At 72.5% G+C, this 26194-nt stretch carries 22 protein-coding genes and 1 pseudogene; 10 read left to right on the top strand and 13 right to left on the bottom strand.

Features of this window, described 5'->3' with window-relative positions; genetic code table 11:
• Window positions 1-183 precede the first annotated feature (183 nt).
• The 3 genes from ACZ4MF_RS22565 to ACZ4MF_RS22555 all read left to right on the top strand — a co-directional run bounded on the left by ACZ4MF_RS22565 (window position 184) and on the right by ACZ4MF_RS22555 (window position 5154).
• Complete coding sequence (locus ACZ4MF_RS22565; protein WP_467493715.1) at window positions 184-927, top strand: TetR family transcriptional regulator; 744 nt, start codon at window positions 184-186, stop codon at window positions 925-927.
• Between the two features lie 161 nt (window positions 928-1088).
• On the top strand, window positions 1089-1550 hold the full coding sequence (locus ACZ4MF_RS22560; RefSeq protein ID WP_467493714.1) for a Zn-ribbon domain-containing OB-fold protein: 462 nt from the start codon (window positions 1089-1091) through the stop codon (window positions 1548-1550).
• 820 nt (window positions 1551-2370) lie between these two features.
• Window positions 2371-5154: a hypothetical protein gene (locus ACZ4MF_RS22555; RefSeq protein WP_467493713.1), complete on the top strand. Its 2784-nt coding sequence runs from the start codon at window positions 2371-2373 to the stop codon at window positions 5152-5154.
• A 30-nt stretch (window positions 5155-5184) separates the two neighbouring features.
• Here the strand turns inward: ACZ4MF_RS22555 and ACZ4MF_RS22550 are convergent, their stop codons facing one another.
• Complete coding sequence (locus tag ACZ4MF_RS22550) at window positions 5185-5571, bottom strand: PPOX class F420-dependent oxidoreductase (protein ID WP_467493712.1); 387 nt, start codon at window positions 5569-5571, stop codon at window positions 5185-5187.
• A gap of 10 nt (window positions 5572-5581) precedes the next feature.
• Complete coding sequence (locus ACZ4MF_RS22545; protein WP_467493711.1) at window positions 5582-6778, bottom strand: MalY/PatB family protein; 1197 nt, start codon at window positions 6776-6778, stop codon at window positions 5582-5584.
• Between the two features lie 140 nt (window positions 6779-6918).
• On the opposite strand from ACZ4MF_RS22545, the pseudogene ACZ4MF_RS22540 reads away from it, so the two are divergent.
• Together ACZ4MF_RS22540 and ACZ4MF_RS22535 are read left to right on the top strand one after the other, a co-directional pair.
• Window positions 6919-7137 (top strand): annotated as a pseudogene (locus ACZ4MF_RS22540) (SAM-dependent methyltransferase); the annotation flags it as partial.
• 246 nt (window positions 7138-7383) lie between these two features.
• Window positions 7384-8766, top strand: a complete 1383-nt coding sequence (locus ACZ4MF_RS22535) for a S1 family peptidase (RefSeq protein WP_467493710.1) — start codon at window positions 7384-7386, stop codon at window positions 8764-8766.
• Between the two features lie 89 nt (window positions 8767-8855).
• Here ACZ4MF_RS22535 and ACZ4MF_RS22530 read toward each other — a convergent pair whose 3' ends face one another.
• Entirely contained in the window at window positions 8856-9050 is a 195-nt protein-coding gene (locus ACZ4MF_RS22530) for a hypothetical protein (RefSeq protein ID WP_071381921.1), read from the bottom strand.
• A 100-nt stretch (window positions 9051-9150) separates the two neighbouring features.
• A complete protein-coding gene (locus ACZ4MF_RS22525) occupies window positions 9151-10323 on the bottom strand; it encodes an ROK family protein (RefSeq protein WP_467493709.1) in 1173 nt (390 codons plus the stop codon).
• 127 nt (window positions 10324-10450) lie between these two features.
• On the opposite strand from ACZ4MF_RS22525, the gene ACZ4MF_RS22520 reads away from it, so the two are divergent.
• Window positions 10451-11653 (top strand): Gfo/Idh/MocA family protein, encoded by a 1203-nt coding sequence (locus ACZ4MF_RS22520; RefSeq protein ID WP_467493708.1) that lies wholly within the window; start codon window positions 10451-10453, stop codon window positions 11651-11653.
• Window positions 11654-11694: 41 nt separating this feature from the next.
• On the opposite strand, the gene ACZ4MF_RS22515 is transcribed toward ACZ4MF_RS22520, so the two are convergent.
• The 4 genes from ACZ4MF_RS22515 to ACZ4MF_RS22500 form a co-directional block, all read right to left on the bottom strand.
• The gene (locus ACZ4MF_RS22515) at window positions 11695-12393 is read right to left on the bottom strand and encodes a L,D-transpeptidase family protein (RefSeq protein ID WP_467493707.1); all 699 of its coding nucleotides are present in this window, start codon (window positions 12391-12393) and stop codon (window positions 11695-11697) included.
• Window positions 12394-12555: 162 nt separating this feature from the next.
• Entirely contained in the window at window positions 12556-13347 is a 792-nt protein-coding gene (locus tag ACZ4MF_RS22510; RefSeq protein ID WP_467493706.1) for an SDR family NAD(P)-dependent oxidoreductase, read from the bottom strand.
• Between the two features lie 101 nt (window positions 13348-13448).
• A complete protein-coding gene (locus ACZ4MF_RS22505) occupies window positions 13449-14078 on the bottom strand; it encodes an MBL fold metallo-hydrolase (RefSeq protein ID WP_467493705.1) in 630 nt (209 codons plus the stop codon).
• A complete protein-coding gene (locus ACZ4MF_RS22500; RefSeq protein WP_467493704.1) occupies window positions 14078-15163 on the bottom strand; it encodes an S-(hydroxymethyl)mycothiol dehydrogenase in 1086 nt (361 codons plus the stop codon). Before ACZ4MF_RS22500 ends, ACZ4MF_RS22505 begins: the two co-directional genes overlap by 1 nt.
• Window positions 15164-15396: 233 nt before the next feature.
• On the opposite strand from ACZ4MF_RS22500, the gene ACZ4MF_RS22495 reads away from it, so the two are divergent.
• The gene (locus ACZ4MF_RS22495) at window positions 15397-16176 is read left to right on the top strand and encodes an acyltransferase domain-containing protein (RefSeq protein WP_467493703.1); all 780 of its coding nucleotides are present in this window, start codon (window positions 15397-15399) and stop codon (window positions 16174-16176) included.
• 63 nt (window positions 16177-16239) lie between these two features.
• On the opposite strand, the gene ACZ4MF_RS22490 is transcribed toward ACZ4MF_RS22495, so the two are convergent.
• On the bottom strand, window positions 16240-16515 hold the full coding sequence (locus ACZ4MF_RS22490; protein ID WP_467493702.1) for a hypothetical protein: 276 nt from the start codon (window positions 16513-16515) through the stop codon (window positions 16240-16242).
• 173 nt (window positions 16516-16688) lie between these two features.
• Here ACZ4MF_RS22490 and ACZ4MF_RS22485 point away from each other — a divergent pair, with 173 nt between their 5' ends.
• The gene (locus ACZ4MF_RS22485; RefSeq protein WP_467493701.1) at window positions 16689-17054 is read left to right on the top strand and encodes a nuclear transport factor 2 family protein; all 366 of its coding nucleotides are present in this window, start codon (window positions 16689-16691) and stop codon (window positions 17052-17054) included.
• A gap of 223 nt (window positions 17055-17277) precedes the next feature.
• On the opposite strand, the gene ACZ4MF_RS22480 is transcribed toward ACZ4MF_RS22485, so the two are convergent.
• The gene (locus tag ACZ4MF_RS22480; protein ID WP_467493753.1) at window positions 17278-19248 is read right to left on the bottom strand and encodes a ricin-type beta-trefoil lectin domain protein; all 1971 of its coding nucleotides are present in this window, start codon (window positions 19246-19248) and stop codon (window positions 17278-17280) included.
• A gap of 258 nt (window positions 19249-19506) precedes the next feature.
• Here ACZ4MF_RS22480 and ACZ4MF_RS22475 point away from each other — a divergent pair, with 258 nt between their 5' ends.
• The gene (locus tag ACZ4MF_RS22475) at window positions 19507-20739 is read left to right on the top strand and encodes a glycosyltransferase (protein ID WP_467493752.1); all 1233 of its coding nucleotides are present in this window, start codon (window positions 19507-19509) and stop codon (window positions 20737-20739) included.
• 133 nt (window positions 20740-20872) lie between these two features.
• Here the strand turns inward: ACZ4MF_RS22475 and ACZ4MF_RS22470 are convergent, their stop codons facing one another.
• Both ACZ4MF_RS22470 and ACZ4MF_RS22465 read right to left on the bottom strand, forming a co-directional pair.
• On the bottom strand, window positions 20873-21898 hold the full coding sequence (locus tag ACZ4MF_RS22470) for an alcohol dehydrogenase (RefSeq protein WP_467493700.1): 1026 nt from the start codon (window positions 21896-21898) through the stop codon (window positions 20873-20875).
• A 201-nt stretch (window positions 21899-22099) separates the two neighbouring features.
• Window positions 22100-22759: a TetR/AcrR family transcriptional regulator gene (locus ACZ4MF_RS22465; RefSeq protein ID WP_467493699.1), complete on the bottom strand. Its 660-nt coding sequence runs from the start codon at window positions 22757-22759 to the stop codon at window positions 22100-22102.
• A gap of 165 nt (window positions 22760-22924) precedes the next feature.
• Here ACZ4MF_RS22465 and ACZ4MF_RS22460 point away from each other — a divergent pair, with 165 nt between their 5' ends.
• Window positions 22925-24178 carry a YncE family protein gene (locus tag ACZ4MF_RS22460; RefSeq protein WP_467493698.1) on the top strand — a complete coding sequence of 418 codons (1254 nt, stop codon included), beginning with the start codon at window positions 22925-22927 and terminating at the stop codon, window positions 24176-24178.
• 74 nt (window positions 24179-24252) lie between these two features.
• Here ACZ4MF_RS22460 and ACZ4MF_RS22455 read toward each other — a convergent pair whose 3' ends face one another.
• Window positions 24253-26121, bottom strand: a complete 1869-nt coding sequence (locus ACZ4MF_RS22455) for a cellulase family glycosylhydrolase (protein WP_467493697.1) — start codon at window positions 26119-26121, stop codon at window positions 24253-24255.
• Between the last annotated feature and the right edge of the window lie 73 nt (window positions 26122-26194).

The raw sequence follows: 26194 nt of genomic DNA, 5'->3' as shown, positions 1-26194 counted from the left end.
ATACTCTACGCCCACAATCGTATCGATCGATTCCAATCAATTCGATCGCTCCGATGTTCGGAAAACGCCCGCACGGCGCAGCCATCGCCCTTCCTCCCCCTCACACAGCACTCAGTTCCCCCTCGGGCCCGCTCTTCCTGCACTGAGTGTCATAGCATCCGCGCGGGTGCTACGTTCCCGTTCATGAGCTCCAGCAGCGCGGCACCGGCCGCGAAGCCGCCGATGCGGGAGGCACTGGTCGCGGCCGCGTTCCGGCTCTTCGTGGAACGCGGGTACGAGCAGACGACCGTCGACGACATCGTGGCCTTGGCCGGGGTCGGCCGGCGTTCGTTCTTCCGCTACTTCCCCTCCAAGGAGGACGTGGTCTTCCCCGACCACGAGCGCTGCCTGGCCGACATGACCGCGTTCCTCGCGGCGGGCGGCGCGGAGCACGAACCGGTGCGGCGGGTGTGCGACGCGGCCCGGCTGGTCCTGCGGATGTACGCCGAGAACCCGGCGTTCTCGGTGCAGCGCTACCGCCTCACCAAGCAGGTGCCGGGCCTGCGCGCCTACGAGCTGTCCGTGGTGTGGCGCTACGAGCGCGCGCTCGCCGAGTATCTGCGCGGACGGTTCACCGGACTGCCCGACGGCACGCTGCGGGCGGATGTGATCGCGGCCGCCGTCGTCGCGGCACACAACAACGGGCTGCGCTCCTGGCTGCGGTCGGACGGAGAGGGCGACGCGGGCGCGGCGGTCGACCACGCGCTGGGCTATGTGCAGAGGGCGTTCGGGCGGACCGCCGCGGCCGCGGCGCCCCCGCGCGTCAACCCGGTGCCGGTCGGCGCGCCGGCGGAGGATCCGGACGACGTCGTGGTGCTGGCCTGCCGCCGGGACACCCCGCTGTGGCGGGTGGTGCAGGAGCTGGAGACGGCCCTCGACCGGGCCTGATCGGGCGCGTCATCTATCAGATGAGGGTACGCAGTGCCTTTACGAGTGACACTGAGTGCCATAGGCTGTCGGCGTGCGCGGCAGCACGGCTCCCGCCCACACGTGTGCCCGGTGCGCGCCGGACACGCAGGATTCCGGCCGAGCGCAGGGAGTTGACCAGCGTGTACCACCACTCAGCAAATGCCTCGTTTCCGGCGGCCGGCGCCGCGACGGGCGTGCTCGATCCCGTCCCCGTAGCCGTTTCCGTCCCCGCGGCCGTCTCCGGTTCCGTGGACGCCAAAGACGTCAAGGACGCCATCCTTTTCCAGCGCTGCACCTGGTGTGCCACCGCGATGTACCACCGGCTGCTCTGTCCGGTGTGCCAGGGCAGCGAACTGCGTACGGAGCGCAGTGAGGGAGTCGGGACGGTCCGGCACTCCACGGTGCTGCACCGCAACACACCCGCCGCGCGCAACGTGTCGCTCATCGAGATGGCCGAGGGGTTCGTGGTCCGGGGCCGCGTCATGGGGCCGCCGGTCGGCATCCACAGCGGCGACCGGGTCCGGCTGTCCACGGCCAAGGACCCGGTGCGGGGCGAGCCGGTGTTCCAGCTGATGGACGAGCCGTACCGGGCCTGGACCTGACCCACCTCACCGGTGCCACACTCCCGGCTCCAACTCCCGTACCCCGACCGGCTGTCCGGTCTCGAACGCGCGGTTGACGACGAGCCCGACGCCGAGCGCGAGAGCGCCGTCGGCACTGCACCACCGCTGGCACGCGCGCAGCCACCGGTGGCCGGGTCCGGTGGTCCGAACAGCGCGTCCAGCTCCAGATCCAGATCCAGCCGGTGCTGCCGTTGACCATGACCCGGTAGCGCTCCCGTGGGCAGCAGGCGGTCAGCACCTCGCCGACCGCGCCGACCGCGAGCAGGATTCGTACCTCCTCGCGCACCTGGTTGAGGCAGTAATTGAGGTCGGTCGTAAGGGAGTTGCCGGTGGTGCGGGCGGGGTTCAGGATGCGGGCGCAGCACTCGGCGTCGACGGTCACCGGCTTCTCGGTGGCCAGGTGAAGCGGTCCAGTCGGGGGCGGGATGGAGACGAGCAAGGGACGGCCGTGGGTGAGTCGCCCTGGGCGAGAGGCGACTTGATGACGGTCGTCGTCGTGGGCGCCGGGATGCCCGGGGCGTCGGTCGCGTATCACCTGGCGGTCCGGGGTGTGCCGGTCACCCTGCTGGAGCGGTCGGCGCGGGCGGCCCGAGCGGGTCCGTCCTGGCGGAATGGCGGCGGCTGGAGGCGGAGCCGGCCGGACAACTGCGTGGATCCAGACCGTCATTGTCTTGATCGCATCATCCGAACGATCACTCTTCTTTCACAGGCAACCCACAGCCTGCGCCTTCCGTCCTCCGGAATCGAGAGGCTCCCGGGACGGCCGGGGCGCCCGGGATTCGGGGGTCGAGGAGGAACCGTGGTCCGTGCCCGGCACATATGGGTGACCGCCACCGCGTTGGCCGCGGTGGCGGGGGCATCCCCAGGGGCGGCAGTCGCGCAAGGCCAACCGCCGTCGCATTCAGCGCAGTTGGCCGCGTCGGCCGACGGTTCGCTGCCGCCGGGCTGGCGGATATCCGGGCAGCCCTCGCAGCCTCGGCTGGAGTGGCGCTCGGACCGGCCGGTGCCGATGGGTGACGCCCGGGTCGAATTCCGGTCGGGCGAGCGCCTGTTGGGAGTGCCGCGGGAAGGTGCGGACGGGCGCACCTTCCGGCTGCCGCTGGACGAACGGCGCGCCGACGAGCTGCGCGGACCGCAGGGCACGCAAGGCCTGCGGAGGCTGCATGTCTGGTCAGGCGGACGGCAGTTGGACGCGCCCGCGACCGGCGGGGCCGCCACCGCGGTGCAGCCGCCCGCCCCACTGCCCGCGAACTCCGTCGACCCGGGCAAGCCCGGCACGTACCGCACGACGAGCGGCGAGTACAGCCTCGCGTCCGTGAAGCTGCCCGGCCTCCCGGCACCGGTCGAGATGCGCGGGGTGGTCGTCGCCCCGGTCGGCGCGCCCGGCAGGCGACCGCTCGCCCTGTTCCTGCACGGCCGCCACTACACCTGCTACCAGGGCAAGCAGATCGGCGGCGACTGGCCCTGCAAGACCGGCTGGAAGCCGGTGCCGAGCCACCGCGGCTATCTGCGTGACCAGCAGCTGCTGGCCTCGCAGGGCTATGTGACCGTCTCGATCTCCGCCAACGGCGTCAACGGCCAGGACTTCGCGGCCGAGGACGGTGGCGCCCAGGCCCGCTCCTCACTGGTGCGGCTGCACCTGGCCCGCTGGGCCGACTGGGCCGCACACCCCGCCGCCGCGCCGGCCGCCGTACGCCAGGCGCCGCGCGCCGATCTGTCCCGGGTGCTGCTCGTCGGCCACTCGCGGGGCGGTGAGGGTGTCAACCGGGCGGCCGTGGACAGCCTTTACCCGCCGCCCGCCGACCAGGACGGCTACCACGGCCCGGTCCGCTGGACCGTCCGCGGCATGGTCCTGATCGGTCCCACGGTCTTCGGCCAGAACCCGGTGCCCGACGTCCCGTCGACGACGATCCTGCCCGGCTGCGACGGCGACGTGTCCGACCTCCAGGGCGAGGTGTACGTCGACGGCACCCGCGCGGTCAGCAACGGCAGCGCCCTGCACAGCGCCGTGTACGTGATCGGCGCCGACCACAACTTCTTCAACTCCGAGTGGACGCCCGGCCGGTCCGCAGCGCCCTCCGAGGACGACTTCTACGACGACCCGGACCACCCGGACGCGGTGTGCGGCAAGGGCGCGGCGCCCCGGCTCACCGCCGACCAGCAGCACCGGGCCGGCTCGACGTACGTCGCGGCCGCCGCGCGGCTGTTCCTGGCCGGCGACGACCGGGTACGGCCGCTGCTCGACGGCTCCGGCAGGCGGGCGCCGTCGGCGGACCCGGCGCGGGTCCTCAGCCACGCGGTGGGGGCGCGCCGGAGCGCCGGGTTCCTGCCGGACGGCGGGGTGAGCGTGACCGGCGCCCGGCTGTGCGACGCGGTGGACCCGAGTGCCGCCAGGACCTGTCTCGGGCAGGGCGCGAAGGGGTCCTCGCCGCACTTCGCCCAGTGGGAGACGGACCGGGAGACCGGCCGGCGGGCGATCGCGCTGCGCTGGACGCGCGCCGGCGCGCCCGCGCGGGTGAGTGTGACGCACCCGGTGTCGCTGAAGGGCGCGACGGCCCTGGCGCTGCGACTGTTCGTGCCGCCGAACTCCCGGGGCACGCAGTGGGACGTGTCCCTCACCGACACCTCGGGCCGGAAGGTGACGCTGGGCCGGGCACGTGCCGACGGGATGCCCGGCAGCGGGCGCACCGCGTCGTACTGGGCGCGTGAGGTCCGGCTGCCGCTGGCGGCCGCCGCCCGTGCCGGGCTGCGGCTCGGCTCGGTCAAGTCCATGGAGCTGACGGCGCGTTCGGTGTCCGGGCAGGCCTGGCTGATGGACGCGTGGGGCTGGCGGCCGGGGACGCCCGCGGCCCGGGCGGCGGCGCTGCCCCGGGTGGACCTCGGCCGGATGACGGTGGCCGAGGGCGACTCGGGTGTGCGCACCTATCACGTGCCGGTGCGGGTGAGCGGCCACGGCAGCGGGCAGGTCCGGGTGTACGTCGTCGACCCGGTCACCGGGAAGGCGGAGGACCGGCCGGTGACGGTGCGTCCGGGCGGGCACGACATCGACGTACCGGTCGAGGTGAAGGGCAACACGCGCTACGGCACGGACGTTTCGCACGATGTACTGGTCAAGGCGGTCCACGGCGCGGTCGTCGGCTCCTACCGGGGCGGCATCACGGTCCACGACGACGACCCGGCGCCCACGATGAAGGTCACGCCGGTCGCGGACCGGGTCACGGAGGGACGGGCCTTGACGTGGCGGCTGTCCCTGTCACAGGCCGTGGACGTGGACATGAACGCGATGTTCGCCGCGGCGCCGGCCACCGGGCCGGAGCTGTCCACGAAGGACGTCCCGGCGCGCTGGCTGGAGGAGACCGCGGGGGCGAAGCCCGACCCGGAGCGTCCGCTGTCGAAGGCCGGTGTCTCGCTGTGGGTGGACGTGCCGGCGGGGAGGACGAGCGTGGACATCACCGTGCCCACGGTCGGGGACACGGTGAAGGAGCCGACGGAGTCGGTACGGTTCCAGCAGGTCGACGTGACGACCGGCAAGCCGGTGCCCGACGGGCTGGTGCTGTCCGGTTCGGTGCTCGACGCGTCGTAGCGGTCCCGTTTCCGGGTGGCCCCGCCGGTGTCAGCCGGTGAGGGTCACCCGGATCCCGACGGTGCCGTCCAGGCCCCGCCGCAGCCGGCTGCCCAGCAGGGTGAGGCGGCCGAGGATGCCGTACTTACGGGCGATCAGGTCCCGGTAGCGGGCGGTGGTGGCGCCGTCGGCGAGCACGGCGGTGGCCGGGAAGAGGTCGCCGGTGGGGTTGCCGCGCACGTCGCAGGGGCCGACGAGGACGTCCGCGCGGCGCCGGATCCGCTTGACCTTGTAGCTGTCGGCGGCCGTCCACACCCCGAGGGTGTCGCCGTCCCGGACCACCCACACCGGGGTGGCGACCGGGGTGCCGTTCTTGCGGTAGCTGGTCACCAGCAGGTATTTGCCGGAGCCGAGCCGGTCCAGTCGCGTGTCGTCCATGCCGGGCAGTCTAGGAGTCCGACCGCGCGGCGGGCAGGGCGGCCGCCATGCGCCGTACCGCCTCGGTGAGGATCTCGGGCGAGGTCGCCAGGTTCAGCCGTACGTGCCCCGCACCGCCGGTGCCGAAGGGCAGGCCCGAGCTGAGGGCGACGCGGCCGCGGTCCAGGAACACACGCGCGGGGTCGTCGCCGAGGCCGAGGGCGCGGCAGTCGAGCCAGGCCAGGTAGGTGGCCTCGGCGGGGTGGAGGCGGATCGCGGGCAGGTGCTCGGCGAGCAGGTCGCAGAGCAGCCGCCGGTTGGTGTCGAGCCCGGTGAGCAGGGCGTCCAGCCAGGCTCTGCCGTCGCGCAGGGCGGCGGTGTGGGCGATGACGCCGAGGTGGCTGGGGCCGTGCCCGACCTCCTCGGGCAGCCGGGCGAGGTCGTCGGCGGCGCCGGGTCCGGCGAGGGCGAGCGCGGCCTTGAGACCGGCCAGGTTCCAGCCCTTGGAGGCCGACATCAGGGACAGGCCGCGCTCGGCGCCGGGCACATCGAGGTACGGCACGAAGGCGACGGTGGGGGCGACGAGCGGGGCGTGGATCTCGTCCGCGACGACCCGGACGCCGTACCGCTCGGCGAGGGCGGCGACGGCGGCCAGTTCAGCGGCGGTGTGGACGGTGCCGGTGGGGTTGTGCGGGCTGCACAGCAGGAAGGCGGCCCGGCCGGTGCCCGCGGTCGTCTCCCGGAACCTCTCCTCCAGGGCGGCCGGGTCGAGGCGTTGTCCCGGCCCGAGCGGCGCTTCGACCACCTTGCGGTCCATGTGGCCGATGAACTGGAAGAACGGCGGATAGACCGGCGGGTTGACGATGACCGGATCGCCGGGCCCGGTGACCAGTTTGATCATCTCGACCACGCCGAGCATCACGTCGGGGACGATCGCGGTGCGCTCGATCGCGATCCCGTCCCAGCCCCAGCGGTCGGCGGCGAACGCGGCGAGCGCCTCGGCGTAGGCGGTACCGATCGGGTACCCGGTGTCGCCGAGGGCGAGCGCGTCGGTGACGGCGTGGACCACGGGTTCGGCGAGGGGGACGTCCATCTCGGCCACCCACAGCGGCAGCACGTCCTCGGGGTAGGTGCGCCATTTCATGCTCGTACGGCGGCGCAGCCGCGCCAGGTCGAGGGCGCGCAGGGGGTCCGGTTCGCCGTGGCTGTCGCGCGGTGTGCCGCTCATGGGGCTCACGATAGGCGGCCGGGGCTGCGGCGGGAACGCTCCGAAGAGCCGGGCTGCCGGAATGCCGGAGTTCAGGGTGGTGATCAACTCAAGCGTCTGGATCGCGTCATGAACGAATGACCGCATCGCTCGCCCGGCTTTCCTACGAGGTCGACCGCGCGGCCGGTGACCGGATACGCCAAATGCACCCGGGCATCGGGGAGTACGCGCGCGCCGACCGGCTCTTCCTCGGCCGTGCCGTACGCCATCTGGTCGCCGAGGCGGGGATCCGGCAGTTCCTGGACATCGGCACCGGGCTGCCGACCGCCGGCCACGCGCACGAGGTCGCCCAGGGCATCGCGCCCGAGACGCGGATCGTCGAGGAGGTCCGCCGTGTTCGGCGGGGTGGCGCGGAAGAACCGAGCCGGGCGGGCGGGGCCCACCGGCCTCACCGAACATCGGGCCCCCGAACACCGGGCTCCCCGAACACCGCTTTCACCGAAGACCGGTTGCGCTGAACGCGGGGGCGCCGGGCCGCGTATGGAGGTGCGGGCCCTCGACGAGCCGGGGGTCTCGCGCCGTCGGCACGGGCGGCGCGTGGTCGGGTTCGGCTTCGGGAGCCACGCATGCGGCACGCACGACGACGCATCGTCCGGCGGGTGACACGCCTGGCGGCGGTCGGCGGACTCCTCCTGGGGGGCGTGATGGTCACCCAGGCGGCCATGGCGAGCGAGACACCTCGCGCCGCCACGAGAACGCTGTCCTCCGCCGGCGGCGGAGGGGACACCGGCGCCGCGCTGGTGGCGCGGCTCGGCACGGCCCGTACGGCGGGCAGCTGGATCGGTGCCGACGGGCGGCCGGTGGTGGCGGTGACCGACGGCGCGGCGGCGCGGGCGGTGCGCGGTGCGGGGGCCGAGGCGAAGGTCGTCGCGCACAGCATGGACCAGCTCACGTCGGCCACGGCCACGCTGCGTTCGGCGCCTCGGGTGGCGGGCACCGCGTGGGCGGTCGACTACCGGACCAACGAGGTGCTGGTGAGCGCGGACAGCACGGTGTCCCGGGGGGACTGGTCCCGGATGAGTCAAATGGCCGCGGGAATCGGTGACTTCGTGCGGATGCGGCGGACGGGGGGCTACTTCACCACGCGGCTCAACGGCGCCCAGCCGATCCTGTCGACCGGCGGCCGCTGCTCGGCGGGGTACAACGTGACGAACGGCCAGAGCGACTTCATCCTCACGGCCGGGCACTGCGGTCCGGCGGGGTCCACGTGGTTCGCCGACAACCAGGGCGACCGGCAGTTGGGGCAGACGGTGAGCAGCACCTTTCCCGGCAACGACTTCTCGCTCGTGAAGTACGCCTCCGGCAGGGCCGGTGACGGCGCCGACGTCGTCGCGATCGGCGGCGGCAACGGGGTGCGGATCACGGGGGCCGCCGATGCGACGGTGGGGCAGCGGGTGTTCCGCAGCGGCAGCACCAGCGGGCTGCACGACGGCACGGTGACCGCGCTGAACGCGACCGTCAACTACCCCGAGGGGACGGTCACCGGGCTCATCCAGACCAGCGTGTGCGCCGAACCGGGCGACAGCGGCGGCCCGTTGTTCTCCGACGGCATCGCGCTCGGTGTCACCTCGGGCGGCAGCGGGGACTGCACGGCGGGCGGTACGACGTTCTTCCAGCCGATCACCAAGGCGTTGGCGGCGCTGAACGTCAAGCTGATCGTGTCGGCCCAGAACGCCGGCGGTGCGCAGGGCGCCGCCCCCTCCCCCGCGCCGTCCGCCGCGGCCACGCAGGCCGCGATCGCCCCGAGCGGTGTGACGCCGGGCTCGACGGCGCCGGTGGCGGGCGGCGGGAACGAGACACTGCTGGCGCGGCTCACGGACACCCGGAACGTCGGTCCCGGGCTGCTGGTCATCGCGGGCAGTCTGATCGCGCTCGTCGCGACCCGGTACATCCGGGCCGAGCAGGATCGCAAGGCCTATCAGCGGTACTACTCGGCGACCTGGGGCTGACGGGACACGAGAAGGGCACCCGTGCGGTCACGGGTGCCCACGAGTTCAAGCGTTGCGGTGCGGTGACGGCGCGGTCGACCCGAGGCCGGTCAGGCTGCCCGCTTCGACCGCGGGGTCGCGGCGGCCCATTCCATCACGAGGCGCTGGTACTCCGCGCGCTGCTCGGTGGTCAGTGTCCCGCCCGACCGGCGCCACAGGGCCCTGATCTCCTCGTTGACCTCCGCGGCCGATCGCGCGGAGCGCTCGGTGACGGCTTCAACAGTGGTGGACATGCTGTGAAGCATATGCCGCTCGACGTGAAGACGTCGTGAGTAAGTACCCGCGATACGGACATTTCGGACCGTGTTACTCATCACGTCGATCTGTCAATGCGCACACGGGAGTTCACACTCTCCCCTCACCCAGCACGAGGACCTGGATCGCCAGCACCGCCGCCCCGCGCGCCCAGTCGTGGAAGTCGGAGACCTTCGTCTCCAGATCCACCGGTTCGGCGAGCGGATGCCGGTGGGCGCGGACGGCCTCGTGGACCGTGGCTCCGGCCACATCCATCAGTCCGACCCCCTCCCCGGCGAGCAGGATCTTCTGCGGCAGTGCGAAGTTGGCGATCTGCGCGACCAGGACGCCGAGCGCCCGGGCCGCCTCGCCGACGACCCGGGCGGCCATGGGCTCGCCCGCGGCGGCACCGGCGAGGATGTCCTCGTAACCGACGTCACGGCCGGTCGCGGCGCGGATCTGGTACTCGATGCTGGGGATCGTGAGCAAGGACACGGCGCTGCCGCGGGCGCCGTCCGGGGTGAGCGGGCCGTGCGGGTCGACGATCCAGTACCGGCCGGGGGCGCGGCCCTCCTCCGCGAACGGCACGCGCCTGCCGCCGAGCACCAGCCCGTAGCCGAGGCCGGCGCCGATGGTCAGCACGGCGAAGCGGTCCAGGCCCCGGCCCGCGCCGAACCAGGTCTCGGCCTCGGCCAGGGCGGCGACGTCGTTCTCGACGACGACCGGCAGCCCGCTGCGGTCCCGGACCAGCGCGGCGAGCGGCACGTCCCGCCAGCCGAGGAACGGCGAGTCCGCCACCACCGCGCGCCCGCGCACCAGACCGCCCACGCCGATGCCGATGCCGGCCGGGGCCGGCCACCCCTTCGCGAGGTCGGCGGCCAGCCGCGCGACCACGTCGGCGACGGCGTCCGGGCCGTGACCGGCCAGCGGCCGGTCGAGACGGGCGACGACCTGGCTGCGCAGGGTGGTGACCACGCCGTAGACCCGGTCGGCGGTGATCTTGAAGCCGAGGAAGGAGCAGGAGTCGGCCACGACGCCTAGCGGCCGGGAGGGGCGCCCCTGGCGCGCCTCCGCCCCGCCGTCCGGCTCGGCCGCCTCCACCAGCAGCCCCGATTCGATGAGGGGCTTGGTCAGGCGGGTGAGGCTGCCCTGGGAGAGCCCGAGACGCCGGGCCAGCTCGGTGCGGGACAGCGGCCCGTGCACGAGCGCCTCGATCGCCACGGAGCGCTCCGCGGGGCTCAGCGGAAGCCAGTCGGTCACGGCACCCCTCTTCTTTTGACGCATCTTCCTCTGACGCAGATTTTCTTTTGACTCAGAAGCAACCAGGTCACCCTAATGCGCACCGTGCGCGCTGCAGAAGCTTCCTCCCGCCCCTTGACGGTACAATTCTTCCGCACCAAAAGTAATCATCATGACTTTCTCTCTCGGCATCGTCGGCGCCGGACAGTTCTCCGGTCAGTTCGCCACGCTGTTCCAGGCCCATCCCGGCGTCCGTGACGTGTACGTCACCGACCTGCTGCCCGAGCGGGCCGAACGGCTCGTCGCCGCGCAGGGGCTCGCCGGCACCTTCCCGTCGTACGAGGCCATGCTGGAGTCGGCGGCGGTCGACGCGGTCGCGATCTTCACCCAGCGCTGGACGCACGGCCCGCTCGTGCTGCAGGGGCTGAGCGCCGGCAAGCACGTGTACTGCGCCGTGCCCATGGCGATCACCACGGAGGAGATCGGCGCGATCATCGACGCGGTCCGGTCGACCGGGCTGACGTACATGATGGGCGAGACCAGTCACTACCACCCCGCGACCGTGCACGCCCGCGACCAGCTCGACCAGGGCGCCTTCGGCCGGCTCTTCTACGCCGAGGGCGACTACGTCCACGACATGGACCTCGGCTTCTACGACGCCTACCGGTACAGCGGCGGCGAGAACTGGCGGGCGACGGCCAGCTATCCGCCGCTGCTGTACCCGACGCACGCGGTGGGCGGGGTGCTCGGGGCCTGGCGGACACATGCGGTGAGCGTGTCGGCGATCGGGGTGCCCGACGATCGCGGGGACGGCGTTTTCGACCGTTCGGTCAGCCAGTTCGACAACGACGTGTCCAATGCGACCGCCCTGTTCGAAGTGGCGGGCGGCGGATCGTTCCGTACGAACGAGTTCCGGCGGGTCGGCTATCCCTCGCACATCCGCGAGTCCCGCTTCCGGTTCTTCGGCACCGAGGCCAGCATGGAACAGCTGGCGACGGTGGCGCTGTGGCAGGACAAGAAGGGGGTGCGGGACATAAGCGAGTTGCTGGAGCCCAAGCAGACCCTGGCCCCTGACGACCCCTCACTCGCACACATCGCACCGGAGCTGCGGGCCGCCTTCACCTCCGGCTCGGCCCCGGTGCACGACCGGTCGAGGCTGCCCAGGGAGTTCGACCACCTCCACAACGGCCACGAGGGCAGCCATCACTTCCTCGTCGACGACTTCGTCACCGCCGTCACCACCCGCGGCCTGCCGACCGTGAACGCGTGGACGGCCGCCCGCTACACCCTGCCGGGCGTCATCGCGCACGAGTCCGCGCGGCAGGGCGGGGTACGGCTGCGGATCCCCGACTTCGGGGACGCGCCCGAGGCATGACGGCCCGGGCGACGACGGCTCAGGTGCCGCTCGGATGCCGCTCAGGTACCCGGCTTGCGGCCGTAGACGAAGACGTCGTCGCCCGTCCTCAGCAGCGACCAGTACGTCTGGGCGTCCTTGGTCGTCATGTTGACGCAGCCGTGCGAACCCGGCGGGTTCCACATGCTCAGGCCCACCGAGTGGAAGGCCTGGCCGCCGTCGAAGAACTGGCTGTACGGCATGGGCACGTTGTAGACGGTCGAGACGTGGTGGAGGTCCCGCCAGTAGACCCTCTTCAGACCGGTGCGGGTGACGTAGCCCTTGCGGCCGGTGCGCACGGGCACCGGTCCGTAGACGACCTTCTTCCCGTCCTGGATCCAGCTGAGCTGGAGCGTGAGGTTCACGCAGGCGATCCGGCCCCTGTTCACCGGGCACGCGCCGCCCTTGTTCGGGTTCTTCCCCACGGCCCGCTGCCTGCTCACCAGATCCATCACGCCCCAGGTGACGGGCCCGGCGTAGCCGATGTCGGGCGTGATGCCGTGCGTGTCCTGGAAGGCCTTGATGGCCCGGCAGTCGGCGGCGGACTGCTTGCCGTCGACGGGCCGGCCGAGGAACTTCTCCGCCTGCTTCTGGTACGGCCCCGCCTGCGTGGTGCAGTTCGTGGCCGCCTGGGCCGGCGCGGTGGTGAGGGCGAGCGTGAGCGGCGCCACCAGTCCCGTGACCCCGAGCGCGACGACGCCCCGTCTGCGTGTGTCCCCCATGTCCGTGTCCCCTTCTCCCCTTGTTCTCCCCTGGCCGCCCGGGAGCCGCCCCGGGTGCTTACCACTCGCTTCCCACGATGTCGGACTCCTAGACCTGCGCGGGGGCGGCGGGGTTGTGGTTCCGGCCAGACTGTGACGAAACGGTGAACTTCGTCGCGTTCGTCAGGACGGTTGCTTCACGGCCGCGAGGAAACCCGTGTTCACCGCCGTCAGGCCGCCGTCGACGACCAGCGTCGTCCCCGTGATCCAGGCCGCGTCGCGGGAGGCGAGGAAGGCGACCGCGGCGGCGACGTCCTCGGGCTCGCCGATGCGGCCGAGCGGGTAGAGGGGCCGGACGGCCTCCAGTTCGTCGTCGCGCCCCTCCCACGCCGAGGTGCGGACCGTGCCCGGCACCACGAGGTTCACCCGTACCCCCCGGCCCGCCGCGTGCCCGGCGAGGGTACGGGTCAGCGAGGCGAGGCCGGCCTTGGCGGCGCTGTAGGCGTGGTTGCCGAAGTCCTGACATCCGTTGACGGAGCCGATGCTGACGATCGCCCCGTGCCCGGAGGCGACGAGGTGCGGCAGCGCGGCCCGGCAGCACCGGCGCACGCCGGTCAGGGTGATGTCGAGGTCGCGTGCCCACGCGTCGTCGCAGTCGTCCTCGAACAGCGGGGCGTCCGGGGTGCAGTGGGCGGCGCAGTTGACGAGCACATCGAGCGAGCCGAACGCGGCGACGGCCCGCGCGACGGCGGCGTCCACCGAGGCGCGCTCGGCGACGTCGCACGCCAACGCCTCGGCGGCGAGCCCCTGTTGGCGCAGGGACTCGGCGGTCCGCTCGGCCTCGGGCAGGTCCTGGTCGGTCAGCAGGACGCGGCCGCCCTCCTCGGCGAGGCGCCGGGCGACGGCCGCGCCGATGCCGCGGGCCGCGCCCGTGACGAGTACGCCGTGTCCGGCGAATCGGGTGTGATCGGTCATGGGGCGACCGTACGGCGCCCGGGCCGCCGTTTCACCGGGTACGGCGGGAACGGCCGGTGCGGAGCGCCGGGACCACCGGTGTCCGCGGGGCCTCGAACGGTTCAGTGTCCCCGTTCGATCCACTCCTCCAGGTGCGGTGCCTCGGCGCCGATGGTCGTGGGGTCGCCGTGCCCGGTGAGGACCTTGGTCTGCGGGGGCAGGGTGAGGAGCTTGTCGCGGATGGAGTCGATGATCGTCGGGAAGTGGGACCAGGACCGTCCGGTGGCGCCGGGGCCGCCCTGGAAGAGGGTGTCGCCGGTGAAGACCGTGCCGAGCCCGGGGTCGTACAGGCAGACGGCGCCGGGGGCGTGGCCGGGCGTGTGGAGCACGGTGAGGTCGGCGCCGGCCGCCTCGATGACCTGGCCGTCGACCAGATGCCGGTCGGGCTCGCGGTGCGGGTGGGTCTGCCTCCACAGCGGCAGGTCGCCGGGGTGCAGCCAGATGACGGCGCCGGTGAGGTCGGCGAGGGCGGGAGCCGCGTCGATGTGGTCGTTGTGCGCGTGGGTGCACACGATCGCGGTGAGGCGGCGGTCGCCGACGGCGGCGGCGATGGCCTCGGCGTCGTGGGCGGCGTCGATGACGATCGCCTCGTGGTCGTCGCCGACGATCCACACGTTGTTCTCGACGTCCCAGCTGCCGCCGTCGAGGGTGAACCGGCCGGAGGTGACGAGGTGTTCGATGCGGGCGGTCATCACAGCACCACCACCGAGCGCAGCACGTCGCCGTGGTGCATCCGCTCGAACGCCTGCTCCACCTCGTCCAGTTGGACGGTCTCGGTGACGAACGCGTCGAGTGGGAGGCGGCCTTGCAGGTGCAGGTCGACGAGCATGGGGAAGTCCCGGGAGGGCAGACAGTCGCCGTACCAGCTGGACTTCAGGGCGCCGCCGCGGCCGAAGACGTCCAGCAGGGGCAGTTCGAGCTTCATCTCGGGGGTGGGGACGCCGACGAGGACGACGGTGCCGGCGAGGTCGCGGGCGTAGAAGGCCTGCTGGTACGTCTCGGGGCGGCCGACGGCCTCGATGACGACGTCGGCGCCGAAGCCGCCGGTCAGCTCGCGGACCGCCTCGACGGGGTCGGTCTCCTTGGAGTTGACGGTGTGGGTGGCGCCCAGGGTGCGGGCCTTTTCCAGCTTGCGGTCGTCGATGTCCACGGCGATGATCTTCGCGGCGCCGGCGAGGTTCGCCCCGGCGATCGCCGCGTCGCCGACGCCGCCGCAGCCGATGACGGCCACCGAGTCGCCCCGTCCGACGTTGCCGGTGTTGAGGGCCGCGCCGAGGCCGGCCATGACCCCGCAGCCGAGCAGTCCGGCGACCGCAGGGGAGACGGCCGGGTCGACCTTGGTGCACTGGCCGGCGGCGACGAGGGTCTTCTCGGCGAACGCGCCGATCCCGAGGGCCGGGGACAGCTCGCGTCCGTCGGTGAGGGTCATCTTCTGCTTCGCGTTGTGGGTGTTGAAGCAGTACCAGGGCCGGCCGCGCAGACAGGCCCGGCAGTTCCCGCACACCGCACGCCAGTTGAGGATGACGAAGTCGCCGGGCGCCACGTCCGTGACCCCGGCGCCGACGGACTCCACCACACCCGCGGCCTCGTGGCCGAGGAGGAAGGGAAAGTCGTCGGAGATGCCGCCCTGCTTGTAGTGCAGGTCGGTGTGGCAGACGCCGCAGGCCTGGACGCGTACGACGGCCTCGCCGGGTCCCGGGTCCGGCACCACGATCGTCTCGACCCGTACGGGCTCGTCCTTCCCCGGTGCGATCACGCCGCGGACTTCCTGCGCCATGGTCTGGCCCCTTCTTTCGATTGCCTTCGCTGCCGACCCTACGCGTGACCGATCGGTAGCGGCGGGGACCACGGCGGCGATCGTGGATCTCTCGCCTGACCGGGTTTCTTCGCGAGCGTTCCCCAGGTCCCGGGATGTGACTGGAAATGGTCATTCCATGATGGCAATTTTTTTGCAGGGTGCAGGAATCTGCCTGGTGTCTGCTCCCGGTCCGGCCGTGCCTCAATGGGGGCATGCCCCTTGACGGCTGCACGGGACGTACCGCCTTCCTGTTCTCGGCCGGTGCCTCACCACGGCTCGGAGCCGGCGCCGAACTCCGGGAGGAGTTCCCGGTGTTCGCCGAGACGCTGGACGACATCTGCGCGCGCCTCGACCCGTATCTCGAACTCCCGCTGGCCTGTGTGATGTTCGCGGCCGACGGCACCCGGACGGCGGCCCTGCTGGACCGGGTGACGTACGCCGGTCCGGCGCTGTTCGCGCTCCAGGTGGCGCAGTGCCGGCTGCTACACAGCTGGGGCGTCAGGCCGGACGTGGTCTACGGCCAGGCGGCCGGTCGGATGGCCGCCGCGTACGCCGCCGGTGTCTTCTCCCTGACGGAGGCCTGTCACGCGGTCGGCACCCTGGCCCGTCTCCTCGGCGCCCTGCCCGGCCCGGCCCCGGGGCGCCCCGGCCTGGAGGGCGTCCTCGGCGCCTACGGCCGTACGCTCGCCACCCTGCACCCGCGCGCCCCACGCCTCCCCCTCGTCTGTGACATCACCGCCCGCCCGGTGGGCGCGGAGACCGCCGAGCCGGAGTTCTGGGTACGGCGCACACCGCAGCGGTTCGCGGACATGGCCGGGGTGCTGCACCGCGCCGGGGTCCGCGTCTGGCTGGAGCTGGGCCCCGCCGACCTGCTCGTCCGCCTGCTGCCCGGCTGTCTGCCGGACGGTCCGGCGACGGCCTTCGCCCTGTCGCGGGACTGGGCGGTGCTGCGGGCGGGGCCGGGGACGGAGTCCGGCGGCGGACAGACGTGAGGGCCACGGCCGGCGAACGGGCCTCGGCGGCGGTTCAGGCCCCGACGGCCGGCGGCACGCCCGTCACGGGCCCGCGAGGTCGGTGACCTGGTGCAGTGCGTCGAGCTTGTTCAGCTGGTTGACCCGGTTCAGCGCGCGCATCTGCTCGGACACCTTCGGGACCTCCTTGCGGTGCGCGGCCGGGATGTCGCTGACCGCGATCGCGTCGAGCGTGGTCATGGGGTTGAGCAGCGCCTTGTGCGGTGCGCCGGTGGGCGCCGCGTTCGCCGTCGGGACGGCGAGGCCCGTGATCCCGGCGGCGAGGCCGAGGGCTGCGACGATACGTCGAGAGGAGATCATGCCCTCAACAACGCCCCCGGACCCCGGCCGGACACGGGTGGCGGGCCGCGCCCACCCGTGAGGCGGAGGCGCCCGGCTGCGCTTGCCGTGCCCGCCGGGCCGGAGGAGCCTCGAAGAGTGGAGCCCGCGCGGCCCGATCCGCGCCGGGCCGCGGGCGTCCGAAGGAGGTCACCATGGGGACCGTGACAGGTTCCGGCTTCGACATCGAGACACTGCGCCGGGCCGTGGAGGGGAACACCGGCAACTCCCTGCTCGCGCTCTACGCCGACGACGCGGAGATCCGCATCGTCGACCACGACCACCAGCCCAGCCACCCCACCGTCCTGCACGGCCGGGCCCAGATCGCCGAGTTGCTGGACGACGTCTACCGCCGCGACATGACACACAGGCTGGACCAGTGCGTCGTACAGGGCGATCACGTCGCCTTCAGCGAGATGTGCCAGTACGGGGACGGCACCAAGGTCCTCGCCGAGTCGATGCTCACGCTGCGCGACGGCAAGATCACCAGCCAGCTGATCATCCAGGCCTGGGACGAGTAGGCGGCCCCAGGCATGACGGGCGCCGGAAGGAGAAGCGCGAGGGTCCAGGTCACCTCCCGGCTGACCTGGACCTTCTCTGCCCGCGCGAGCCTGGGAGGGCTACGGCTGCGGTCGGTGCGGGCGCTGCGGTCGGTGCTCGGGCAGGCGCGACCCCGCCCCGCGCCGCACACCCGGCGCTCCCGACGCCGCTGAGCCGCGACGACGGCGACCGTCCAGGCAGTGGTCAGGTCCGCGACCACTTCTGGTTGTCCTGACCGTTGCAGGTCCACAGGACCAGGGAAGTGCCGTTGCCGATGGCCGCGTTGGAGGCGTCCAGGCACAGTCCCGCGTGGACGTTGGTGATCGTGCCGTCGGTGTGCAGCGTCCACTTCTGGTTGTCCTGGCCGTTGCAGTCCCGGATCACGACCTTGGTGCCGTCGGTGGTGCCGAGGTCGTGGGCGTCGAGGCACTTGTCGCCGTAGACGACCAGTTCCCCCCGGGAGGTGTACGTCCAGGCCTGGTTGGCGCCGCCGTTGCAGTCCCACAGCTCGGCCTGGGTGCCGTTGGTGAGCGTGTTGTCGTAGACGTCGGCGCAGCGGCCGGACTGCTTGCCGGTCAGGAGGGTGTCGTCGGTGCCCGGCAGGGGGCGGACGGTGAGGGCGCCGAGGGACGGACCGCCGGTCAGCGCGAGGGAGTTGGCGGCTCCCTTGATGAGGTTCACCTGGACCGAGACGGTGCCCTGGGACGAACCGGTCGGCGGGAAGGAGACCGCGGTGGCCGTCTGTCCGTCGACCCGGAGGGTGCCGGTGAGGGGTGTGGAACCGGTGTTGGTGTAGGCGATGTCGGCCACGGCCAGGCCGGTGCTCGCGGCGCTCACGCCGGTGTAGGTACCGGTGGAGGTCGTGCCGTGGTCACTGCTCGCCGCCTCGGTGCCGCTGACCTTGAGCATGACCGTGCCGCCCGCGGGGACACCGGCGGTGTAACTCGTCGCGTACGAGCCGAGGGTGGAGCGCGCCCACAGGTCGCGCACCGTCGCCGAGGCACCGGTGAGTCCGAGGTCGGACCAGCGGACGGTGATGTTCCGCGCGGCGGAGGTGCGGTTCAGCAGGACGACGGCCCGGTTGCCGGTGCCGGACAGGACCTTGCCGTAGACCTGGACTCCGGTGGTGTCCTCGGCGACCTTGACGCCCTGGAGGCCGCGCGGGTCCTGGTCGACGGCGACGACCTCGGGGTTCTTGAGGATCCCGGCCGTCGCGCTCGTCATCGTCGTCAGGTCGTTTCCGGCCAGCAGCGGGGCGCCGGAGATCGCCCACAGGGCCATGTGGGTGCGGTTCTGCGCGGCGGTGAGGCCGGGCATACCGGTCATCAGCATGTCGGGGTCGTTGTAGTACCCGGTGTGCTGGGCGGCCGGGTGCTGGGCCTGGTCGAAGTTGGACAGCATGTTCGCCTGGGAGGGCGTGTTGCCGTAGTAGATGATGTCCGTGCTGGTGCGCCACATGGTGGCGAGGCCCGGCGCCCAGTTCCAGGGGTTCCGCCTGCCCCAGTTGCACGCGGACAGGATGAGCGGGCGGCCGGTGGCCGCGGTCGCCCTGGTGACGGCGGAGCTGATCGAGGTGTACGCCGTCTTCGCGTCCAGGCCCTCGGCGTCGCCGCCGCACCAGTCGACCTTGACGAAGTCGAAGCCCCACTTCGCGAACTGGAGCATGTCCTGGTCGTAGTGGCCCTCGCTGCCGGTGTTCGGGGCGGCGGGGCGGCCGGTCGGGTAGTAGTAGCCGCAGCCGTTCTTGCCGGCGTCGGTGTAGATGCCGACCTTCAGGCCCTTGCTGTGGATGTAGTCGGCGACGGCGCTCATGCCGCCGGGCCACTCACCGGTGTCGACGGTGATGTCGCCGGCGCTGTCGCGGGTGCCCTGCCACCAGCCCTCGTCGATGTTGATGTACCGGTAGCCCGCGGCGGGCAGACCGGCCGCGACGAACGCGTCGGCCTGCTGTTTGATGACGTTGTAGTCGATCTTCGCGGCGAAGCTGTTCCAGGAGGCCCAGCCCATCGGCACGGCGGGCACCGCGATCTGCCGGACTGTCGCCGCCCGGGCGGGGCCGGGCTGGGCGAAGAGGAGGGCGGCGGCCGCGGTCAGCGCCAGGACGAGCGCGCGGACGGCGCCGGCTCTGCACCGGTGCAGCAGGCCTTGGGCGGTCGGAGGGGGTGGGGGATACATCGGCGCCTCCGCGTGCGGAACGGAATCCACGCTGATCGATACGTCGACCGGTCTGGTCGTCGGTATCGTCGACATGGCCGACATGGTCGATATTTCGAACACAGATCGACAATCCGAACGTGTCGCGGGCCGACCGTAGAGCCGCCCGGGGGTGAAGTCAACGGCTGCGACGCGGGCGAACCAGGTGTACCCGCAGGGCCGTTGGGTCCCGCGCGGGGGGTCGTGCCGCCATACTGGGTCATCGTGCGCATTGCGATCATGACGGCCGGATCCCGGGGCGACGTCGCCCCCTACACCGGACTGGGGCACCGACTCGCCCGCGCCGGGCACGAGGTCACCCTGGTCACCCACGCCCGCTTCGAGCCGTTGCTCCGCGGCTCGGGCGTGCGCTTCCACCCGCTGCCGGTCGACCCCCGGGCGGAGCTGGAGTCGCCGCGCGGCCGGGGCCTGCACCGCAGCACCGGCGAGGCCACGAAGCTGCTGCGCCTCGCGGACATGGCGCGCCGGCTGGTCGGGCGGATGACGGAGGACCTGCTCATGGCGGCCCGGGACAGCGAGGTACTGCTGCTGTCCGCCTCGCTCGCCCCGCTCGGCCACACGATCGCCGAGGGACTGCGCCTGCCGAGCATGGGGGTGTACCTCCAACCCCTCGCCGGAACACGGGAGTTCGCGCCTCCCGCGCTCGGCGGCGGCTCCTGGGGGCCGGTCGTGAACCGGGTCGCCGGGCACGGGGTGTGCCTCGCCACGGAACACATCTTCTCGGGCGCCCTGCCCGGCGTGCGGGGGCGGCTCGGACTGCCCCCGGTGCGCTCCGGCGCCGCGCTGCGGGCCCGGGAGCGGCGGCTGTGGCCGGTGCACCACGGCTTCAGCCCGCTGGTGGTGCCCCGGCCCCGGGACTGGCGGCCGGGGCTGGCGGTGAGCGGCTACTGGTGGCCGTACGACACCGAGGATGAACTACCAGCTGCCGTAAGGGCGTTCCTCGACGCCGGTCCGGCGCCGGTCTTCGTCGGGCTGGGCAGCGCGACGGTGCCGGACGCCGCACGGCTCAGTGCCCAGGTGGTGGCGGCGCTGCGGCGGGCCGGGCTGCGCGGGGTGATCCAGCGCGGCTGGGGCGGGCTCGCGGCCGACGGCGACGACATGCTGACCATCGACGACGTGCCGCACGCGCTGCTCTTCCCGCGCATGGCCGCCGTGGTCCACCACGCGGGTGCGGGTACGACCGCGGCGGGCCTGCGCGCCGGGGTGCCCGCCGTGCCGGTGCCGATCCAGTTCGACGCCGGCTTCTGGTCCGCCCGCCTGGTCGCGCTGGGCGTCGCCCCGGCCGCCGTACCGCTGCGTCGCCTCACCGTGGACGCCCTCTCCTGCGCCCTGCTGCGGGCCACCCGCCGGCCGGGGTACGGGCAACGGGCCCGCTCCCTGGCCGCCCGCATCCGCGCGGAGGACGGGGCGGCCCCGGTCCTGGCCGCACTGGAGCGGCTGGCCGAGGGCTGACCCGCCCGGCCGGGGCACATTCGCACAGGCAGCCGCGGGGCGACCGGGAGACGGCTGGGGGTGCCGCCGGGGCCGCTCTCGGTCGTCGCCGCCCGGAAGGATCCCGCCATGGCCCGGGGCGGCGTCGCCCGGGTCAGCCGTTCGTGAGGACCATGCGGAAGCGGGCCTTGCCGGCCATCATCTTCTGGAAGGCGCCGTCGACGTCGTCCAGCGGGACCGTCTCGGTCATCGGGCGGATGCCGTGCAGGGCGCTGAACTCCATGGTGTCCTGCACGTCCTGCGCCGTGCCGGACGGGTGTCCGCGCACGACCCGGGCGCCCATGATCAGCTGGAGCGGGCTGATGCCCATGGCCTCCGGGTCCGCGCCGATCACCACCAGCTCTCCGCGCGGTGCGAGACCGTCCACGGTGGCCGTGATGGCGCCGGAGTTCCCGGCGGTGGCCAGCACGACGTTCGCCCCGCCCAGGGACTGCAGGGCCTCGGCGACCGGGGTGCCCGCGGTGCTGTCCACGTAGTGGTGGGCGCCCAACTGCTTGGCGAAGTCGGCCTTCTCGGCGCCGCGGGCGATCGCCACGGTCTCGAAGCCCATCGCCGCCGCGTACTGCACCCCGAGGTGGCCGAGGCCGCCGAGGCCGAGCACCGCGACCAGGTCCCCGGGGTGGGCGGAGCTGTGCCGCAGGCCGTTGTACGTGGTCACGCCGGCGCAGGCCATGGGGCCCGCGTCGCCCGCCGCCAGCGCGTCCGGGATCCGGGCCAGGGCGTCGACGGGCGCGATCATCTTCTCCGCGAAGCCGCCGTCGTAGGCCCAGCCGGGCACCTTGAGGTTGGCGCACACGATGAAGTCGCCCCGCCGGCAGGGCGTGCAGTGGCCGCAGCTGCCGCCGAACCAGCCGACCGCCACCCGGTCGCCGATCCGCCAGCCCCAGTCCTGGGTGCCCTCGCCGAGCGCGTCCACGCGGCCGGCGATCTCGTGCCCGGGGACCTCCGGGAAGGTGATGCCCGGCACCGCGGCGTGCACGAACATGGCGTCGCTGTGGCAGATGCCGCACGCCTCGACGGCGATGCGCACCTGGCCCGCCCCGGGCTCCGGCACCTGACGCTCGGCCAGCTCGAACGCGCCGCCCGCGCCCCTCACCTGCGCGACTCGATACGTGCTCATCACACTCCCTCTCTCCCGCTTTCCCGCTCTCCCATGTCTCGCGGTGGCCGTGCCGCCCGGCGCACGGGTACCGCACGGGTACGACGCCCCCGCACCAGCAGACCAGCTCCGGGCCGATCCCGCGCGCCGAACGGCACGGACCGGCGCTGACCTGCGCCGACAGGCGATCAGCAGCCGGGGGCTCAGGCAGCGCCCCGGCCGTCAGGTGCGGGTCCGCCAGCCCTCGGGCCGGAGCATCCCGAGCAGCAGCCGCACCAGCTCGTCCACCAGCTCGTCGAGCGTGGCGTCCACCCAGCCGGCGCTCCAGTCGTGCAGCAGGCCGTTGACACTGCCGATGAAGGCCGTCGCCGCCAGCCGGTAGTCCCGGGGCGCCGCCTCGCCGCGCACGACGGCCGCGTCCGCCTCGGCGCGGATGAGGTCGACCCAGCGGGCCCGGCGGGCCAGCCGCTGCTCCTCCAGCCGGGAGCTGACGCCGACGATCTCCACGAAGGCGATGCGGATACGGCGCGGATCGCAGGTCACGTCGCGGGCGTAGGCCCGGAAGAGCACCGTGGCCCGCTCGGCCAGCGGCAGCCCGTCCGCCGCGCCGAGGGCGTCCAGCACCGCCTGCTCGGCCCAGCCGTTGACTTCCAGGTGCAGCGCCGCGAGGACGTCCTCCAGGGTGCGGAACTCCTCGTAGAACTGACGCGTGGACAGTCCGGCGGCCTGGCTGAGTGCGGCGACCGTCGTGCCCCGGTAGCCGGGCGGTCCGCCGAACAGTTCCAGGGCCGCGTCCAGGAAACGCCGGCGCCGTTCGGCCTGCCGTGCCTCGGCGGACCGGCCGCCGTAGCGGCCCGTCGGCGCCCTGAGCCTTCCCGCCACCTGTCCCCCTCCGTCTCCCCGCCGCCGGCCCGCCCTCACCGCACCGGCTCTCAATCCTGTCGTGCACACCTCTTGTCGAGTAACCCACCCCCTCCTTACTTTTCAGTAAGTTCACTGTGAAAGCACGCGTGTTCAGACTTCTCCCCCCGAGGAAGGAGAGCAGTCATGCCTGCCTCCAGAACCAGGCACCTGTGCTCCGTGGCCGCCGCGCTCGTCCTGACCGTCGCCGGTCCGGCGACCGCCGCCTCCGCCGCCACGGCCGGCTCCCACGGTCTGCGCGAGGTGATGTTCGTCGGCAACAACTGGGACGGCACCGCCGACGTCATCAGGTCCACGGGTGACTTCGCGAAGATCGGCCGGATCGATGTCGTCCCCGACAAGGCGGCGCGACTGGCCGAGATCAACGCCGACCCGATCAAGTGGATCTACTACACGTCCATCCGCAACGAGGTGGGCCAGGGGCACGACCAGTACGTGGACGACATGTACTCCACGCCCGACGGCAGGTCCGTGGTCGTCTCCCGGCCGAGCTTCGCCGACGTGGTCTCCATCGACCTGGCCACCGACAGGATCAACTGGCGCTTCCCGGTGGCCGGTTACCGCGCCGACCACATGGCGGTCTCCCCCGACGGCACCCGGGTCGCCGTGTCGGCGTCGACCGCGAACAAGGTGCAGGTGCTGGACATCGACACCGGCAGGGAACTCGGCGAGTTCGCCACCGGGGACAAGCCGCACGAGAACTTCTTCACCGACGGCGGAAAGTACCTCTGGAACATGTCCATCGGCGAGGTCACGACCTCCCTGGACGATCCGGGCTGGGACTGGACCAAGGGCGACCGGCACATCACGATCGTCGACGCGACGACGTTCAAGCAGGTCAGGACCATCGACATGCGGCAGCGGCTGGACGCGATCGGGCTCAAGGACTTCTCCGGCGCGGTCCGACCCGCCGCCTTCACGCCCGACTGGTCCAAGCTGTACTTCCAGGTGTCGTTCTTCAACGGCTTCCTGGAGTACGACGTGGCCGCGGACAGGATCACCCGGGTGAAGACGCTGCCGGCGAACCCGGCGACGAACCCGGACCGCACCACCTGGCTGCTGGACTCGCGCCACCACGGCATCTCGATGAACCCCGAGGGCACCAAGCTGTGTGTCGCCGGAACCATGGACAACTACGCGACCGTGGTCGACCGGGCCTCCTTCGACGTCGGCCCGCTCATCACCGCCTCGACGCCGTACTGGGCGACGGTGAGCGGCGACGGCAAGGACTGCATCATCTCGGAGGCCGGCGCCGACCAGGTCACGGCCATCGACTTCGCCACCGGCCAGAAGGTGCTGTCCGTACCGGTCGGCGACCATCCGCAGCGTGTCCGGCTGGGGCATGTCCAGGCCGACTGGACGGGCCCGACGGGGAGTTGAGCGCCGGCGGCCTCCGGGGGGACCCCACTCTCCACGGGGGCCGCTCGGCTTCCTCGTCAGGGGTCACGGGTGTCTCAGAAGTGGGCCGCCGCCCACGCGGCCAGCTCGGAGCGGGCCGCGCTCAGCAGGTCCGCCGAGGGGGACGTGGCCCCGTCGGTCACCAGCGCGTAGTGCAGGACGCCCGAGTCGGTGTCGCCGAGCAGCAGCCGGCGGCTTCCGGTGCCGCCCGGTTCGGGGGCGAGGGCGACCGGTGTGCCGGCCCCGGTGTAGGCGGGCGGGGCGTACACGGTGCCGAGGTCGGAGACGACGGTGGTCGACGCGGCCGGGAAGGACGCCGGCAGGTGCAGTTCGGTCGGCGCGGTGCCGTCCCCGGAGCGCCACACGAGCAGCCCGTACCGGCCGGAGCCCACCAGTTGGGCCACGTGCGGCAGGCTGCTGGGCACCGGGTTCCAGGTGAGGGTGGTGGAGCCGTCGCGGGAGCGGTCCTCGTAGGTGAAGGCCAGGGCCGTACCGGCCGTGGCGCTCGGGTACAGGCGGTCCAGCAGCCGCGCGTCCTGCCGGAGGGTGACGTCGCCGGAGCCGTCCAGGTCCACGGCGGAGAGGTCCTCGCCGTTCCAGGCGTCGCCGGAGGTCTGCACCTTGTCGGGATTGCCGTTCATCAGCTCGTGGTGCCGGCCGCTGTAGATGTCCCACTGCCACTGGGTGCCGGACAGGACCGGGCCCGAGGCGGCGGGGTCCGACCACCAACTCGCCCCCGGCAGGCGGGAGTCGAGGGACTGGTACATGGCCTTCAGGACGGTCGGCGCCTTGTCGGACACCGTGCCGGACAAGGGGTGCCCGAACTCGCTGACCAGGGCCGCGGTACCGGCGGAGGCGGCGCGGTCGCGGACGGCGGCGAAGTCGGAGGCGTACTGGCCGTCGGCCGCCTTGCCCCACATCAAAATCCCGGAGATGGCCTTCTGGTCGTAGAAGTGCGTGTTGAAGACGTACCGCGGGCCGAGGGTGCCCGCGTCCAGCAGGCCGCCCTCCTGCTTCTGGGTGGAGATGTTGGAGTTCCAGAAGAGGCCCGGCTCCACGAAGGCGGGCTTGTCCTGCCAGCCGGCGGCGTCCATGGCGGCGCGGAACCTCACGTAGAACGGCCACAGCAGATCGCGTTCCCAGGCGCGGGAGGTCTGCCCGGAGTCGTAGCTTCCGGCGTAGGGCTCGTTGTACGGGTCGAATCCGGCGACGGCGGCGAACTCCGCGGCGGTCAGGTGCTGTTGGAGGTAGGCCATGGCCGTCCGCGCGGTGGCGAGGAAGGCGTCCTGGAGACCGTGGGTGTCGTGCCAGAAGTCGTACTGGGCCTTCTGCACGGCCGCGTTCTGGGTGATGTTCTGGCCCCAGAAGAGGCAGACGCCGCAGGACTCGGCGGGGTAACTCCCGGCGTCCACGGCCCACTTGGGGGCGCCGTCGCCGGTGTACCAGCTGCCCGTGTTGAACAGGTGGCGGGAGTAGAGGTCCTGGTGGAAGTCGGGGAAGACGCGGATTCCCTCGTCCAGGAAGGCGCGCATCTGGTCGGTGACGGCGGCCAGATAGGCGGTGTCGACCTGGCCGCGTACGGGTTCGGCGTGGGCCCAGGAGAGCAGGAAGCGGACCGCGTTGCCGCCGCCGAGGGCGCGCAGCGCGGTCGCGGACGTGCGGGCGTCGGCGACGGAGGCGAACGGCAGGCCGCTGTTCTCCTCCAGTTTGGTCTCGCCGGAGACGTTGTAGCCGCGCAGGACGATCTCGCGCCCCCGGCCGTCGGTGAACCGGCCGTTCTGCACGGTGAGCGCGGAGCCGTCGAACCAGAGGGAGTCGGAGGGGAGAGCCGAGGTGGCGGCGGTGGCGGGCGGGGCGCCCGCCACCGTCAGGAATCCGCTGAGGACGACCAGGACAACCAGCAGACGTGCCCGGGTGTTCGACATGTCCACCACAGTCCGGCCCGCCGAAAGCCGCGTCAATACCACCTGACCCATAAGTAAGTTGACTCACAGTCAG

The organism is Streptomyces sp. NPDC025793 (assembly GCF_055558375.1).
The sequence above is the reverse complement of the archived record's forward strand: the minus strand, read 5'-3'. Positions and strand labels throughout refer to the sequence as shown.

What these genes read in the sequence shown, in the direction of transcription:
- ACZ4MF_RS22475 (WP_467493752.1), top strand. Translation starts at nt 19,507, where the DNA reads ATGACGGCCGGATCCCGGGGCGACGTCGCCCCCTACACCGGACTGGGG.
- ACZ4MF_RS22500 (WP_467493704.1), bottom strand. Translation starts at nt 15,163, where the DNA reads ATGGCGCAGGAAGTCCGCGGCGTGATCGCACCGGGGAAGGACGAGCCC.
- ACZ4MF_RS22565 (WP_467493715.1), top strand. Translation starts at nt 184, where the DNA reads ATGAGCTCCAGCAGCGCGGCACCGGCCGCGAAGCCGCCGATGCGGGAG.
- ACZ4MF_RS22550 (WP_467493712.1), bottom strand. Translation starts at nt 5,571, where the DNA reads ATGGACGACACGCGACTGGACCGGCTCGGCTCCGGCAAATACCTGCTG.
- ACZ4MF_RS22480 (WP_467493753.1), bottom strand. Translation starts at nt 19,248, where the DNA reads ATGTATCCCCCACCCCCTCCGACCGCCCAAGGCCTGCTGCACCGGTGC.
- ACZ4MF_RS22510 (WP_467493706.1), bottom strand. Translation starts at nt 13,347, where the DNA reads ATGACCGATCACACCCGATTCGCCGGACACGGCGTACTCGTCACGGGC.
- ACZ4MF_RS22490 (WP_467493702.1), bottom strand. Translation starts at nt 16,515, where the DNA reads ATGATCTCCTCTCGACGTATCGTCGCAGCCCTCGGCCTCGCCGCCGGG.
- ACZ4MF_RS22525 (WP_467493709.1), bottom strand. Translation starts at nt 10,323, where the DNA reads ATGCGTCAAAAGAAGAGGGGTGCCGTGACCGACTGGCTTCCGCTGAGC.
- ACZ4MF_RS22520 (WP_467493708.1), top strand. Translation starts at nt 10,451, where the DNA reads ATGACTTTCTCTCTCGGCATCGTCGGCGCCGGACAGTTCTCCGGTCAG.
- ACZ4MF_RS22505 (WP_467493705.1), bottom strand. Translation starts at nt 14,078, where the DNA reads ATGACCGCCCGCATCGAACACCTCGTCACCTCCGGCCGGTTCACCCTC.
- ACZ4MF_RS22495 (WP_467493703.1), top strand. Translation starts at nt 15,397, where the DNA reads ATGCCCCTTGACGGCTGCACGGGACGTACCGCCTTCCTGTTCTCGGCC.
- ACZ4MF_RS22515 (WP_467493707.1), bottom strand. Translation starts at nt 12,393, where the DNA reads ATGGGGGACACACGCAGACGGGGCGTCGTCGCGCTCGGGGTCACGGGA.
- ACZ4MF_RS22455 (WP_467493697.1), bottom strand. Translation starts at nt 26,121, where the DNA reads ATGTCGAACACCCGGGCACGTCTGCTGGTTGTCCTGGTCGTCCTCAGC.
- ACZ4MF_RS22470 (WP_467493700.1), bottom strand. Translation starts at nt 21,898, where the DNA reads ATGAGCACGTATCGAGTCGCGCAGGTGAGGGGCGCGGGCGGCGCGTTC.
- ACZ4MF_RS22545 (WP_467493711.1), bottom strand. Translation starts at nt 6,778, where the DNA reads ATGAGCGGCACACCGCGCGACAGCCACGGCGAACCGGACCCCCTGCGC.
- ACZ4MF_RS22535 (WP_467493710.1), top strand. Translation starts at nt 7,384, where the DNA reads ATGCGGCACGCACGACGACGCATCGTCCGGCGGGTGACACGCCTGGCG.
- ACZ4MF_RS22485 (WP_467493701.1), top strand. Translation starts at nt 16,689, where the DNA reads ATGGGGACCGTGACAGGTTCCGGCTTCGACATCGAGACACTGCGCCGG.
- ACZ4MF_RS22460 (WP_467493698.1), top strand. Translation starts at nt 22,925, where the DNA reads ATGCCTGCCTCCAGAACCAGGCACCTGTGCTCCGTGGCCGCCGCGCTC.
- ACZ4MF_RS22530 (WP_071381921.1), bottom strand. Translation starts at nt 9,050, where the DNA reads ATGCTTCACAGCATGTCCACCACTGTTGAAGCCGTCACCGAGCGCTCC.